The sequence below is a fragment of the Pseudomonas sp. REST10 genome, assembly GCF_029542605.1.
Lineage (GTDB): Bacteria > Pseudomonadota > Gammaproteobacteria > Pseudomonadales > Pseudomonadaceae > Aquipseudomonas > Aquipseudomonas khazarica.
Map to the genome: position 1 here is coordinate 922,651 of NZ_CP035677.1, position 13,546 is coordinate 936,196.

Annotated in this window: 11 protein-coding genes and 2 tRNA genes; 11 read left to right on the plus strand and 2 right to left on the minus strand. The window is 65.2% G+C overall.

Annotated elements, in window-relative coordinates; translation table 11 throughout:
* Positions 1-10 precede the first annotated feature (10 nt).
* The 11 genes from EWH21_RS04275 to EWH21_RS04325 all read left to right on the plus strand — a co-directional run bounded on the left by EWH21_RS04275 (position 11) and on the right by EWH21_RS04325 (position 13,123).
* Positions 11-1,438: an N-acetylmuramoyl-L-alanine amidase gene (locus EWH21_RS04275; RefSeq protein ID WP_277699888.1), complete on the plus strand. Its 1,428-nt coding sequence runs from the start codon at positions 11-13 to the stop codon at positions 1,436-1,438.
* The gene (mutL, locus tag EWH21_RS04280) at positions 1,438-3,318 is read left to right on the plus strand and encodes a DNA mismatch repair endonuclease MutL (RefSeq protein WP_277699889.1); all 1,881 of its coding nucleotides are present in this window, start codon (positions 1,438-1,440) and stop codon (positions 3,316-3,318) included. Before EWH21_RS04275 ends, mutL begins: the two co-directional genes overlap by 1 nt.
* A 60-nt stretch (positions 3,319-3,378) precedes the next feature.
* A complete protein-coding gene (gene miaA, locus EWH21_RS04285) occupies positions 3,379-4,350 on the plus strand; it encodes a tRNA (adenosine(37)-N6)-dimethylallyltransferase MiaA (RefSeq protein ID WP_047590154.1) in 972 nt (323 codons plus the stop codon).
* A gap of 100 nt (positions 4,351-4,450) precedes the next feature.
* A complete protein-coding gene (gene hfq, locus EWH21_RS04290; protein WP_037054821.1) occupies positions 4,451-4,711 on the plus strand; it encodes an RNA chaperone Hfq in 261 nt (86 codons plus the stop codon).
* Positions 4,712-4,723: 12 nt separating this feature from the next.
* Positions 4,724-6,025, plus strand: coding sequence for a ribosome rescue GTPase HflX (gene hflX, locus EWH21_RS04295; protein ID WP_134676025.1), 1,302 nt, complete (start codon positions 4,724-4,726; stop codon positions 6,023-6,025).
* Between the two features lie 97 nt (positions 6,026-6,122).
* Complete coding sequence (hflK, locus tag EWH21_RS04300; RefSeq protein ID WP_277699890.1) at positions 6,123-7,295, plus strand: FtsH protease activity modulator HflK; 1,173 nt, start codon at positions 6,123-6,125, stop codon at positions 7,293-7,295.
* Entirely contained in the window at positions 7,295-8,164 is an 870-nt protein-coding gene (gene hflC / locus EWH21_RS04305) for a protease modulator HflC (RefSeq protein WP_037054817.1), read from the plus strand. The genes hflK and hflC overlap by 1 nt, the downstream gene beginning before the upstream one ends.
* A 125-nt stretch (positions 8,165-8,289) precedes the next feature.
* Positions 8,290-8,475, plus strand: coding sequence for a DUF2065 family protein (locus tag EWH21_RS04310; RefSeq protein WP_003459207.1), 186 nt, complete (start codon positions 8,290-8,292; stop codon positions 8,473-8,475).
* 37 nt (positions 8,476-8,512) lie between these two features.
* Positions 8,513-9,700, plus strand: a complete 1,188-nt coding sequence (locus EWH21_RS04315; RefSeq protein WP_037054815.1) for an ATP phosphoribosyltransferase regulatory subunit — start codon at positions 8,513-8,515, stop codon at positions 9,698-9,700.
* Positions 9,701-9,756: 56 nt separating this feature from the next.
* Positions 9,757-11,052, plus strand: coding sequence for an adenylosuccinate synthase (locus EWH21_RS04320; protein ID WP_037054814.1), 1,296 nt, complete (start codon positions 9,757-9,759; stop codon positions 11,050-11,052).
* Positions 11,053-11,188: 136 nt separating this feature from the next.
* Complete coding sequence (locus EWH21_RS04325; RefSeq protein WP_134676024.1) at positions 11,189-13,123, plus strand: methyl-accepting chemotaxis protein; 1,935 nt, start codon at positions 11,189-11,191, stop codon at positions 13,121-13,123.
* A 77-nt stretch (positions 13,124-13,200) separates the two neighbouring features.
* Here the strand turns inward: EWH21_RS04325 and EWH21_RS04330 are convergent.
* A tRNA-Leu gene (locus tag EWH21_RS04330) sits at positions 13,201-13,287 on the minus strand.
* Between the two features lie 80 nt (positions 13,288-13,367).
* Positions 13,368-13,454, minus strand: a tRNA-Leu gene (locus EWH21_RS04335).
* Positions 13,455-13,546: the final 92 nt, after the last annotated feature.

Sequence of the window (13,546 nt, forward strand, 5' to 3'; positions counted from 1 at the left end):
GCAAGAATCGATGGGGTTGGGTATGCGCATAGGCGCGCTGGTTACCGCTGTGGGTGTTTTGTTGGCGGCTCTGGCTGCCGAGGCCCTGGCTGCCTCGGATGTGCGCGGCGTGCGCCTCTGGCGTGCTCCCGACAACACGCGCCTGGTCTTCGACCTGTCCGGGCCGGTGCAGCACAGCGTCTTCACCCTCGCGGCGCCTGATCGTATCGTCATCGACGTCAGTGGCGCCAAGCTGGCCACCAACCTCGACCAGCTGTCGCTGGCCAATACCCCGATCACCGGGGTGCGTTCCGCCCAGCGCGGCGCGGACGATCTGCGGGTGGTCATCGACCTGTCAGCGCCTGTCACGCCGAAGAGCTTTTCCCTGGCGCCGAACCAGCAATACGGGCATCGCCTGGTGGTCGACCTGTTCGATCAGGGCAGTGCGCCGCCGAGCACCCAGACCCCGAGCGTCGCCAACACCTCGCCGCCGGTGCCCGTCACGCCGACCCAGCCACCGCCCAAGCTGACACCCGTGCCGGGTGGCAAGCGCGATATCGTCATCGCCATCGATGCCGGTCATGGCGGTGAAGACCCGGGCGCCCTGTCGCCGGTCAAGGGCCAGTACGAAAAGCACGTGACCCTGGCCATCGCCAAGGAGCTGCAGCGCCAGGTCAACGCCGAGAAGGGCTTCCGCGCCGAGTTGGTGCGCACCGGCGATTACTTCATTCCGCTGCGCAAGCGCACCGAGATCGCGCGCAAGAAAGGCGCCGATCTGTTCGTCTCGATTCATGCCGACGCCGCGCCGCGCTCGTCGGCATTCGGCGCCTCCGTCTATGCCTTGTCCGAGCGCGGCGCCACGTCCGAGACGGCGCGCTGGCTGGCCGACGCGGAGAACCAGTCCGACCTGATCGGCGGTGCCGGCAACGTCAGCCTGGACGACAAGGACAAGATGCTCGCCGGCGTGCTGCTGGACCTGTCGATGACGGCCTCGCTGTCGTCCAGCCTCAACGTGGGGCAGAAGGTGCTGTCGAACATGGGCAGCATCACGCCGCTGCACAAGCGCCGGGTGGAACAGGCCGGGTTCATGGTGCTGAAGTCGCCGGATATCCCGTCGATCCTGGTGGAAACCGGTTTCATCTCCAACCCCAACGAAGCGAAGAAGCTGCACAGCGCCAGTCACCAGCAGGCACTGGCGCGTTCGATCACCTCCGGGGTCAAGCAGTTCTTCCATGAGAACCCGCCGCCCGGCACCTATGTCGCCTGGCTGCGCGACGAAGGCAAGATCGCCAGCGGGCCGCGTGAGCACGTGGTGTCCCGTGGCGAGAGCCTGGCGCTGATCGCACAGCGTTACCAGATCAGCCTGGCGACGCTGCGCAGTACCAACAAACTCAAGGGCGACGTGATCAAGGTCGGTCAGAAACTGCAGATACCCGCCACGTCCCTGGCAGCCCAGTAATGAGTGTCATGTCCCGTATTCATTTGCTCAGCCCGCGCCTGGCCAACCAGATCGCTGCGGGCGAGGTCGTCGAGCGCCCCGCCTCGGTGGCCAAGGAACTGCTGGAAAACAGCCTGGACTCCGGTGCGCGGCGCATCGACGTGGAAGTCGAGCAGGGCGGCGTCAAGCTGCTCAAGGTGCGCGACGACGGCGGCGGCATCGCCCCGGACGATCTGCCGCTGGCCCTGGCGCGCCACGCCACCAGCAAGATTCGCGAACTGGAAGACCTCGAGGCGGTGCTCAGCATGGGCTTTCGTGGTGAGGCACTGGCGTCGATCAGCTCGGTGTCGCGCCTGACCCTGACATCGCGTACCGCCGATGCCGACCAGGCCTGGCAGGTGGAGACCGAGGGCCGCGACATGGAGCCGCGGGTGCAGCCTGCCGCGCACCCGGTCGGCACCTCGGTGGAAGTCCGTGACCTGTTCTTCAACACGCCGGCGCGGCGCAAGTTCCTGCGGGCGGAAAAAACCGAGTTCGACCACCTGCAGGAAGTGATCAAGCGCCTGGCGCTGGCCCGTTTCGATGTGGCATTCCATCTACGCCACAACGGCAAGACCGTGCTCAGCCTGCATGAGGCCGGGGACGACATCAGCCGCGCGCGCCGCGTGGCCTCGGTCTGTGGCCCGGCCTTCCTCGAGCAGGCGCTGCCCATCGAGATCGAACGTGGCGGCCTGCGCCTGTGGGGCTGGGTCGGCCTGCCGACCTTCTCGCGCAGCCAGGCGGACCTGCAGTATTTCTACGTCAACGGGCGCATGGTGCGCGACAAGCTGGTCGCCCACGCGGTGCGCCAGGCCTACCGCGACGTGCTGTTCAACGGCCGGCATCCGACCTTCGTGCTGTTCCTGGAAATCGACCCGGCGACGGTGGACGTCAACGTTCATCCGACCAAGCACGAGGTGCGCTTTCGCGACAGCCGCATGGTGCACGACTTCCTCTACGGCACCCTGCACCGTGCGCTGGCCGATGTACGCCCGGAGGATCAGGTCGCTGCGCCGGCCACTGTCTCGCCGATGATGCGCCCGACCGGGCAGGCCGCGGGTGAGTTCGGCCCGCAGGGCGAGATGGGCCTGGCGGCCAGCGTTCTCGACGCGCCAGCTCCCAGTGTCCAGCCGGCCTGGCGCGGCAGTGGTGCCGGTTACCAGCAGCCTACCGGCAATCCTGGCGTTTCGGCGGGCGAGGCCCAGGCGACGTATCGCGAGTATTTCTCGCCGCTGCCGACGGCGACGGCGCAGCCCCTGCCGCAGGAGCAGGGCGACATTCCACCGCTCGGCTACGCCGTGGCGCAGCTCAAGGGGGTCTACATCCTCGCCGAGAACGCCCAGGGCATGGTGGTGGTGGACATGCATGCGGCGCACGAGCGCATCACCTATGAGCGGCTCAAGCACGCCATGGCCAGCGAAGGCTTGCGTGGCCAGCCGTTGCTGGTGCCGGAGTCGCTCGCCGTCAGCCAGCGCGAGGCGGATTGCGCCGAGGAGCACGGCGAATGGTTCCAGCGCCTGGGCTTCGAGCTGCAGCGCCTGGGTGAGGAAAGCCTGGCGATTCGCCAGATTCCGGCACTGCTCAAGCAGGCCGAAGCGACGCAACTGGTGCGTGACGTGCTGGCCGACCTGCTCGAATACGGCACCAGTGACCGTATCCAGGCGCACCTCAACGAGCTGCTGGCGACCATGGCCTGTCACGGTTCCGTGCGTGCCAACCGGCGCCTGACCATTCCCGAGATGAACGCCCTGCTGCGTGACATGGAGCAGACCGAGCGCAGCGGCCAGTGCAACCATGGCCGGCCGACCTGGACGCAGCTGAGCATGGATCAGCTCGACAAGTTGTTCATGCGCGGCCAGTAATTGAGCCAGTGAGGCCCTGTCGCCAGGGCTTCTCCCGTCTTCGTGTTTCGAGTCATGCCGATGTCTTCGCTTCCCCCCGCAATCTTTCTGATGGGCCCGACCGCCGCCGGCAAGACCGACCTGGCCCTGGAGCTGGCGCGCCTGCTGCCGTGCGACCTGATCAGCGTCGACTCCGCGCTGATCTACCGGGGCATGGACATCGGCACTGCCAAGCCGGAGCGCGCCATTCTCGACGCCTTTCCGCATGCCCTGATCGATATTCGCGATCCCGCCGAGAGCTATTCCGCCGCGGAATTTCGCGCCGATGCGCTGGCCGCCATGGCCGCCAGCGCGGCACGCGGACGCATCCCGCTGCTGGTGGGCGGCACCATGCTTTATTACAAGGCATTGCTGGAGGGCCTGGCCGACATGCCCAGTGCCGACCCGGCCGTGCGCGCCGAACTGGAGGCGCGGGCTGCGGCCGAGGGCTGGGAGGCCCTGCACCGCGAGCTGGCTGCGGTCGATCCGGAGTCGGCGGCGCGCATTCACCCCAATGACCCGCAGCGTCTGACCCGGGCCCTGGAGGTCTATCGCGTGAGCGGCCTGAGCATGAGCGAGCACCGCCGTCGTCAGGCCGCTGGAAACTCCGATACGGGCACATCGGCCGGCGGGCAATTGCCCTATACTGTTGCGCAGCTTGCTATCGCTCCGGCGCAGCGCCAGGTTCTGCATGAGCGCATCGCACAACGATTTCAAGCGATGTTGGAACAGGGTTTCGTGGACGAGGTCGAAGCCCTGCGCAGACGAAGTGACTTGCACGCAGGGCTGCCGTCTATACGGGCGGTAGGTTATCGCCAGGTATGGGAATACCTCGACGGTGGGTTGTCCCGTGAACAAATGGTCGAGCGCGGCATCATCGCCACTCGGCAACTGGCCAAGCGTCAGTTCACCTGGCTGCGAGGCTGGGACGGGCTGCACTGGCTGGACAGCCTGGCCTGCGACAATCTGTCTCGCACCTTGAAATACCTGGAAAGCGTCTCCATATTGAACTGAGACCTTGCCGCTGGCCGTCTATCCTTGGGGGTGTGACGGTCCGAAGCTATTGTTTACCTACTAAAATTATTGAAATTGATCCTCGAAAGGAGTGCGGCACATGTCAAAAGGGCATTCGCTACAAGACCCTTACCTGAATACCCTGCGTAAGGAACGCGTCCCTGTTTCCATCTATCTGGTCAACGGCATCAAGCTGCAGGGCCAGATCGAGTCCTTCGACCAGTTCGTCATCCTGCTGAAGAACACTGTCAGCCAGATGGTCTACAAACATGCCATTTCCACCGTCGTGCCCAGCCGTCCGGTACGCCTGCCGAGCGCTGGCGACTCCGAACAGGGTGATGCCGAGCCGGGTAACGCCTGATAGGGGGCTGCATTGTTCTTCGAGCGTCATGAGGGCGGTGAGCGGGCCATCCTGGTTCATCTGGAAGGCCAAGACTCCGAGGCGAGCGAAGATCCCCAGGAGTTCCAGGAGTTGGCCATGTCGGCAGGTGCCGACATGGTCGCTTTTCTCAGCGTGCCCAGCAGTCGCCTGACCGCCAAGTACCTCATCGGGAGTGGCAAGGTCGAGGAGCTGCGCGACCAGGTCAGGGCCAGCGAGGCCGAACTGGTCATCTTCAATCACACCCTGACACCGAGCCAGGAGCGCAACCTCGAGCGTGCGTTCGAATGTCGCGTGCTCGATCGTACCGGGTTGATCCTCGATATCTTCGCCCAGCGCGCCCGTACCCACGAAGGCAAGCTGCAGGTCGAGCTGGCGCAGCTCGATCACATGAGCACGCGCCTGGTGCGTGGCTGGACCCACCTGGAGCGGCAGAAGGGCGGGATCGGTCTGCGCGGTCCGGGTGAAACCCAGCTGGAGACCGACCGTCGTCTGTTGCGTGTACGTATCCGCCAGATCAAGCAGAAGCTGGAGAAGGTGCGCAGTCAGCGTGAGCAGGCGCGTCGCGGGCGCAAGCGCGCGGACATCCCTTCGGTTTCCCTGGTGGGTTACACCAACGCCGGCAAGTCCACGCTGTTCAACGCGCTGACCACCTCCGAGGTGTACGCTGCGGACCAGCTGTTCGCCACGCTCGATCCGACCCTGCGCCGACTCGAACTCGACGACCTCGGGCCGATCGTCCTGGCCGATACCGTGGGCTTCATCCGCCACCTGCCGCACAAGCTGGTCGAGGCCTTTCGCGCTACGCTTGAAGAGTCGAGCAACTCCGACCTGCTGCTGCACGTGATCGATGCCCATGAGCCCGAGCGCATGGCGCAGATCGAGCAGGTGCAGGCGGTGCTCAAGGAGATCGGTGCGAACGAATTGCCGATGCTCGAGGTGTACAACAAGCTGGATTTGTTGGAAGGTGTCGAGCCACAGATTCAGCGCGATGCCGATGGCAAACCGCTGCGCGTCTGGCTGTCGGCGCGCGAGGGGCGCGGTCTGGAGTTGTTGCGGCAGGCGGTGGCTGAGTTGCTGGCGGACGACCTGTTCGTCGGTACGCTGCAGTTGCCGCAACGTCTGGGGCGCCTGCGCGCACAGTTCTTCGAACTGGGGGCGGTGCAGGACGAAGGGCATGACGAGCAGGGGCGTAGTCTGCTGTCGGTGCGCTTGCCGAGGGTCGAGCTCAATCGCCTGGTGAGTCGCGAAGGCATGGAGCCTCAGCTGTTCATCGAGCAACATACTTTGCAATAAAGCCTGTGGCGGCGGCTTTGCTGTCGGCCGGGGGCTTTGGGTAGCATTGGCCGGCGCGCCGTGGGCGCGCCTTCGCTTTATCAGTACGGAGAACGCTATGGCTTGGAATGAGCCGGGTGGCAACTCGAACAATCAAGACCCTTGGGGCGGCCGCAAAGGCGGTGGCCGGCAGGGCCCGCCGGATCTCGACGAAGCGTTCCGCAAGTTGCAAGAAAGCCTGAACGGGCTTTTTGGTGGCGGCAAGAAGCGCGGTGACGACGACTCTGGCCGCAGTAGCGGCGGTGGCGGTTTCGGCCTGCTGTTCGTGGGCCTCGGCCTGCTGGCAGTGATCTGGCTGTACAGCGCGATCTACGTGGTGGACGAGCAGGAGCAGGCCGTGGTGCTGCGCTTCGGCAAGTACCACGAAACCGTCGGTCCCGGCCTGAACATCTATTTCCCGCCGATCGACCGCAAGTTCCAGGAAAACGTCACTCGTGAGCGTGCCTACAGCAAGCAGGGCGCGATGCTGACCGAGGACGAGAACATCATCGAAGTGCCGCTGACCGTGCAGTACCGCATCAGCAACCTGCAGGACTTCGTGCTCAACGTGGACCAGCCGGAAGTCAGTCTGCAGCATGCGACCGACAGCGCCGTGCGCCACGTGGTGGGCTCCACCGAGATGGACCAGGTGCTGACCGAAGGTCGTGAGCAGATGGCCAGCGAAGTGCGCGAGCGTCTGCAGCGTTTCCTCGACAACTACCGTACCGGTATCACCATCACCCAGGTGAACATCCAGAGCGCTGCGGCGCCGCGTGAAGTTCAGGAAGCCTTCGACGATGTGATTCGTGCCCGCGAGGACGAACAACGCGAGAAGAACCAGGCCGAGTCCTATGCCAATGGCGTGATCCCCGAGGCGCGTGGCCAGGCCCAGCGTCTGCTGGAGGAAGCCAACGGTTATCGTGATGAAGTCATCGCGCGCGCCGAGGGTGAGGCCGATCGCTTCACCAAGCTGGTCACCGAGTATCGCAAGGCGCCCGAGGTCACGCGCGAGCGTCTGTACCTGGACACCATGCAGGAGATGATGAGCAACACCAGCAAGGTTCTGGTCACTGGCGACAAGGGGCAGAACAACCTGCTGTACCTGCCGCTGGACAAGATGGTCGACGGTCGTGGTGGCGTTTCCTCCTCGTCCGCTTCTGCCAACAGCAGTACTGCGACAACGCGTGATCCGGCCGTGCCGCTGAGCAGCGATCTGTCGCAGCGCAACCTGCGTTCCCGGGAGGGCCGTTGATGAGCAACAAGTCCCTGATCGGCCTGATCGTGGCCGTGGTTCTGGCGCTGGTGGCGTGGAACAGCTTCTACATCGTGGCGCAGACCGAGCGTGCGGTATTGCTGCAGTTCGGCCGTGTGGTCAACCCGGACGTCAAGCCGGGCCTGCACGTGAAGATTCCGTACGTGAACCAGGTGCGCATCTTCGACGCTCGCCTGCTGACCCTGGACTCGACGTCCTCGCGCTTCCTCACCCTGGAGAAGAAGGCGCTGATGGTCGACGCTTACGCCAAGTGGCGGGTGAAGGATGCCGAGCGCTTCTACCAGTCCACCTCGGGCCTCAAGCAGGTCGCCGACGAGCGCCTGGCGCGTCGTCTGGAGGCCTCGCTGCGTGACCAGTTCGGCAAGCGCACCCTGCACGAGTCGGTGTCCGGCGAGCGTGATGCGCTGATGGCTGATGTGACCTCGACGCTCAACCGCGCCGCCGAGCGCGAGCTGGGTATCGAAGTGGTCGATGTGCGGGTCAAGGCCATCGATCTGCCGCGTGAGGTCAACCGCAGCGTCTTCGAGCGGATGAGCACCGAGCGTGAGCGCGAGGCGCGCGAGCATCGCGCCAAGGGTCGCGAGCTGGCTGAGGGCATCCGTGCCGACGCCGACCGTCAGCGCCGCGTACTGCTGGCCGAGGCCTATCGCCAGGCCGAAGAGCTGCGCGGTGACGGTGATGCTCAGGCGGCCGCCATCTACGCCCGTGCCTACGGTCAGGACCAGGAGTTCTACGCCTTCTACCGTAGCCTCAAGGCCTATCGCGAAAGCTTCGCTGACAAGCGCGATGTGCTGGTGCTGGACCCGAGTAGCGATTTCTTCCGCTACCTGGAAAAAGCCAAACCTTGAGCCGCAGCAAGCCGCAAGTAGACGCTGGTCGTCTACTTGCGGCTTGAAGCTTGTGGCTCGAGGCTTTTAGCGTGGTATGATGCGGCAGCCGGGAAAATCCCGGCTTTTTTGCGTCTGTGGGAATCATGTGGCAGGAACTCGGCATCGCTCTGTGTCTGGTACTGGTGCTGGAAGGCATCCTGCCCTTCCTCTATCCGCGCCACTGGCGCGGGGCGGTAATGCAGGCAGCCCGGCTGCCCGACCGCCGACTGCGTCTTATGGGGCTGGCCAGCATGCTGCTGGGTACGGCTCTTCTCTATCTGCTTCACTGAAGGCTTGTGCCGCCCGGATCGAGAGGGGAATGGCGAAATGGCAACGGTAGACCGCTGGCTGCTGCCAGATGGCATCGAAGAAGTACTGCCGCCGGAAGCGGCGCGCATCGAGGCGGCACGCCGTCAGGTGCTGGACCTGTTCCAGCGTTGGGGTTACGAGTTCGTCGTCACCCCGCATATCGAGTACCTGGAATCCCTGCTGACTGGTGCTGGCCAGGATCTTGACCTGCGTACGTTCAAGGTCACCGATCCGCTGTCCGGCCGGCAGATGGGCTTTCGTGCCGACATCACGCCGCAGGTGGCGCGCATCGACGCGCACACGCTGCGTCGCGAGGGGCCGAGCCGCCTGTGCTACGCGGGCAGTGTGCTGCATGCCAAGCCGCGTGCCCTGACCACGTCGCGCAGCCCGATTCAGCTGGGTGCCGAACTCTATGGCGACGCCAGCCCGGCCAGTGACATCGAGGTGATCAGCCTGCTGGTCGAGACCCTGGAGCTGGCCGCCGTGCCGGACGTGCACATGGACCTCGGTCATGTCGGCATCTACCGTGGCCTGGCGCGTGCCGCTGGTCTCTCTGGCGAGGCCGAGCAACAGCTGTTCGATGCCTTGCAGCGCAAGGCCATGGACGAGATCGAAGCGCTGACCGCCGCCTTGCCGGCCGGTCTGGGCAGCATGCTGCGTTCCCTGGCCGAGCTGTGCGGCGGCCGCGAGGTGCTGGACCTGGCCCAGGCCGCGCTGGTCGAGGCGCCCGATGCCGTGCATGCCGCGCTCGATGAGCTGGTCGCCATCGCCGATGCGCTGGAACTGCGCTACCCAGAGTTGCCGCTGTATTTCGACCTGGGTGAGCTGCGTGGCTACAACTATCACACCGGTGTGGTGTTCGCGGCGTTCGTGCCGGGCGAAGGCGGAGCCATCGCTCAGGGCGGGCGCTACGACGACACGGGGGCCGTATTCGGCCGGGCACGCCCGGCGACGGGCTTCTCCACCGATCTGAAAACCCTGGTGACCCTGGGGGACATGCGCCTGGATGAGACTGTCAAAGGCATCTGGGCGCCGGACAATCATGACCTCTATCTGTGGCAGGCCGTTCGTCGTCTGCGTGGTGAGGGCGAGCGCGTGGTTCAGGCGCTGCCCGGGCAGAGCGAGGCGGATGCGCACGAGGCAGGCTGTGATCGGCTGCTGGCGCTGCGCGATGGACGTTGGCAGGTGACGCCCCTGGCGTCCTGAATTCATTTTCGCCGGCCAACTGCCGGCATCGAAGCTTGCGCGAAGAGGACAAGTTTATGGGTAAGAATGTCGTCGTCCTGGGCACCCAGTGGGGTGATGAGGGCAAGGGCAAGATCGTCGACCTGCTCACCGAGCAGGCCGCTGCAGTCGTGCGTTACCAGGGCGGCCACAACGCCGGCCACACCCTGGTGATCGACGGTGAGAAGACCGTCCTGCACCTGATTCCGTCCGGCATCCTGCGTGAGGGTGTCGAGTGCCTGATCGGCAACGGTGTGGTCGTCGCGCCTGACGCCCTGCTGCGCGAAATCAACAAGCTGGAAGAGAAGGGCGTGCCCGTGCGCGAGCGCCTGCGCATCAGCCCGGCTTGCCCGCTGATCCTGTCCTATCACGTCGCCCTGGATCAGGCGCGTGAGAAGGCCCGTGGCGACGCCAAGATCGGTACCACCGGTCGCGGCATCGGCCCTGCGTACGAGGACAAGGTAGCGCGTCGTGGCCTGCGGGTCGGTGACCTGTTCCATCGCGAGCGTTTCGCCGCCAAGCTCGGCGAGCTGCTGGACTACCACAACTTCCAGCTGGTCAACTTCTACAAGGAGCCGGCCATCGACTTCCAGAAGACTCTGGACGAGTGCATGGAATACGCCGAGCTGCTCAAGCCGATGATGGCCGACGTCACCGCAGTGCTGCATGACCTGCGCAAGGGCGGCAAGGACATCATGTTCGAGGGGGCCCAGGGCTCGCTGCTGGACATCGACCACGGCACCTACCCCTACGTCACCAGCTCCAACACCACCGCCGGCGGTATCGCCACCGGTTCCGGTTTCGGCCCGCTGTACCTCGACTATATCCTCGGTATCACCAAGGCCTACACCACCCGTGTGGGTTCCGGTCCGTTCCCGACCGAGCTGTTCGACGACATCGGTGCCTTCCTGGCCAAGCGTGGTCACGAGTTCGGTGCGACCACCGGTCGTGCCCGTCGCTGCGGCTGGTTCGATGCCGTGATCCTGCGTCGTGCCATCGAGATCAACAGCATCTCCGGCCTGTGCCTGACCAAGCTGGACGTGCTCGACGGCCTGGAAACCATCCGCATCTGCACCGGCTACAAGGATGCCAACGGCCAGGTGCTGAGCGATGCGCCGACCGATGCCGACAGCTACATCGGCCTGCAGCCGGTGTACGAGGAAATGCCGGGCTGGAGCGAGTCGACCCTGGGCGCCAAGAGCCTGGACGACCTGCCGGCCGCTGCTCGTGCCTACATCAAGCGCGTCGAGGAGCTGGTCGGTGCGCCGATCGACATCATCTCCACCGGCCCGGACCGCAACGAGACCATCGTCCTGCGTCACCCGTTCGCCTGATCGCCCGTTCGATCACTGAAAAGACCGCCTCCGGGCGGTCTTTTCGTATCCGGGTGCCGGGTATGAAGCTTGCTTGAGCTAAATTTATCCCGGAAGTCGCCGTTAACACGATTACGGTCGTTGAGGAGTGTTGCCCGTGTTCGCCATCGTTTCGATGTTGCGCAGTCGTCTGCTGCGCCCGGTGTACGTTGCCCTGGGTCTGGCCATGTTGGTGCAGGTCGGGCTTGCGGTGTGGCTGATGGGGGCGTCGGTCAATGGCATGGTCGAGGATCTCGCCCAGCGTCTGGGCGGCGAAAGCAGGCGCCTGGGCGATGAGCTGAACCTGGCCGAGCAGGAGATGAGCCAGGGCCTGGCGGCGCTCTCGCAGAGCACCCGCGCACGCCTTACCGAGGGCCTTTCCGGGCAGCTCAAGAGCGAGCAGGCGCAACTGCGCGAGGTGCTCGAGGGCAGTCTCAAGCAGTCCGGGCAATCGCTGGCGCGGTTGCTCGCCGGGGTGGCGCCCAAGGCCATATGGGACCTGGACGTTCCGGCGCTGACGGCCCTGACCCGTATCGCGCAGCAGGACCCGGCGGTGCTCTTCGCGGTGGTCTACGACGCCGAGGGCAAGCGCCTGACGCGCAATTTCAACCGCAGCAACTCAAGGGTGCGCGAGCTGGTCGCGGCGGGGCAGGGCAGTTCGCCGCTGGACAAGCTGGTCGATGCCGCCTCGCGTGATCCGCGGGTGTACATCGTCGAGGCGGAAATCAATCCGATGGGCGCACAGATCGGCAAGATCCAGATGGGGCTCTCGCTGGAGGTGGTCGAGCGTGAGCTGGCGGCACTCGACGGGCGCTTCAACGGGCTGGTCAACGGTGCGGGCGAGCTGGTCGACAGTAGTCTGTCGGGGGCGTCGGAAGAGGCGGCGCGGGCCTTGCGCGAGCGGCTGAAGTCGGCCGAGCGCTACACCGACGAAATGGCGCGCAATGGCGGCGAGTCGGTGCGTGCCGCAGCGGACACGCTGCGCTGGAACATCGCCCTGGGCTTGCTGGTGGTCGGTGCCGTGGCGCTGATGGCGGTGGCGCTGGTGCTGGGCTGGCGGGTGCTCAGCCGTCTGCGCCTGCTCAGCGATGCGCTCAACGATCTGGCGGCGGGTGAGGGCGATCTGACGCGCCGCGTGGATGTTCGCAGCCAGGACGAAGTGGGTGAGATGGCGGGGGCGGTCAATCGCTTCATCGCCAAGTTGCAGCCCATCGTGCGCGAATCCGGCGAGGTGGCGCTGCGCACTGGCGAGCAGATTCGCAGCCTGACCGAGCGCGGCGTGGCGGCGGAAGCGGCGGCCGGTCGCCAGCGTGACGAGGTGGCGGGCAGCCTGCAGGCGCTGGAGCAGATGGCGGATGAGGCGCAGTCCGAGAGCCAGGCGATGCAGGAGGCGCTGCAGCGCGTCGACACCATTCGCCAGGCGGCGCATGAGAATGCGGCGATCGCTCAGCGGCTATCCGCTCTGATCGAGGGGCTGGTCGCCCGTGTGGCGGACGGTTCGGCGGTGATCGAGCGCCTGGCCAAGCAGAGCGAGCAGATCGAGGTGGTACTGACCGTGATTCAGTCCATCGCCGAGCAGACCAACCTGCTGGCGCTGAACGCGGCCATCGAGGCAGCACGGGCCGGGGAAAGCGGTCGCGGTTTCGCCGTGGTGGCGGACGAGGTGCGTGCCCTGGCCAGCAAGACCCAGCAATCGACCGGCGACATCCAGACGCATATCGCTGCCCTGCAGCGTGGCGCACAGGAAGCGGTGGCGGCCATCACCCAGGCGGGCACCCAGGGCAACGAAGGGCTCGAGGTGCTGCGCGACAGTGCGCGCCTGCAGCAATCTGTGCAGCAGTCGGTGGATGAGGTGCATGGCGCCATCAATGCCGCGACGCAGGCGGCGGCGCACCAGGCGCAGGGCGCCGGGGCGGTGCGTGAGCGGGTCGAGGTGATTCATGCCGAGGCGCGGCGTGCCGCAGAGGCGGTGACGGCCATCGCCGGCAATGCGCGGGCGCTGGACGAGCTGGCGGCGCAGCTCAAGGCCAGTCTGGGGCAGTTCAAGGTCTGAGTCTGGGGCCGCCTGCTGGCGGCCTTTTTCTGCGGGCATAAAAAAACCGAGTCTTTCGACTCGGTTTTCTTGAATTTTGGTGCCCAGGAGAAGACTCGAACTTCCACGGTGTTGCCACCACTGATACCTGAAACCAGCGCGTCTACCAATTCCGCCACCTGGGCACACTGCAATGTTCATCGTTGCCGACACGGATCACTGCGTCCGTTATTGTGAAACAGGTTATCAATCTGCTTCACGAATTTGGTGCCCAGGAGAAGACTCGAACTTCCACGGTGTTGCCACCACTGATACCTGAAACCAGCGCGTCTACCAATTCCGCCACCTGGGCACTGAAGCCGATGAATCATCATCTGCTTCGTGTTACAACGTCTCCTCGACGCTGTGGGCGCGAACTATACGGGCGGGCATTTACCTTGTAAA

Bases quoted from the DNA above. Each gene is read 5' to 3' on its own strand.
- EWH21_RS04310 (WP_003459207.1), top strand. From the start codon at position 8,290: ATGTGGCAGGAACTCGGCATCGCTCTGTGTCTGGTACTGGTGCTGGAA.
- hflC (WP_037054817.1), top strand. From the start codon at position 7,295: ATGAGCAACAAGTCCCTGATCGGCCTGATCGTGGCCGTGGTTCTGGCG.
- EWH21_RS04315 (WP_037054815.1), top strand. From the start codon at position 8,513: ATGGCAACGGTAGACCGCTGGCTGCTGCCAGATGGCATCGAAGAAGTA.
- miaA (WP_047590154.1), top strand. From the start codon at position 3,379: ATGTCTTCGCTTCCCCCCGCAATCTTTCTGATGGGCCCGACCGCCGCC.
- hfq (WP_037054821.1), top strand. From the start codon at position 4,451: ATGTCAAAAGGGCATTCGCTACAAGACCCTTACCTGAATACCCTGCGT.
- hflK (WP_277699890.1), top strand. From the start codon at position 6,123: ATGGCTTGGAATGAGCCGGGTGGCAACTCGAACAATCAAGACCCTTGG.
- EWH21_RS04320 (WP_037054814.1), top strand. From the start codon at position 9,757: ATGGGTAAGAATGTCGTCGTCCTGGGCACCCAGTGGGGTGATGAGGGC.
- mutL (WP_277699889.1), top strand. From the start codon at position 1,438: ATGAGTGTCATGTCCCGTATTCATTTGCTCAGCCCGCGCCTGGCCAAC.
- EWH21_RS04275 (WP_277699888.1), top strand. From the start codon at position 11: ATGGGGTTGGGTATGCGCATAGGCGCGCTGGTTACCGCTGTGGGTGTT.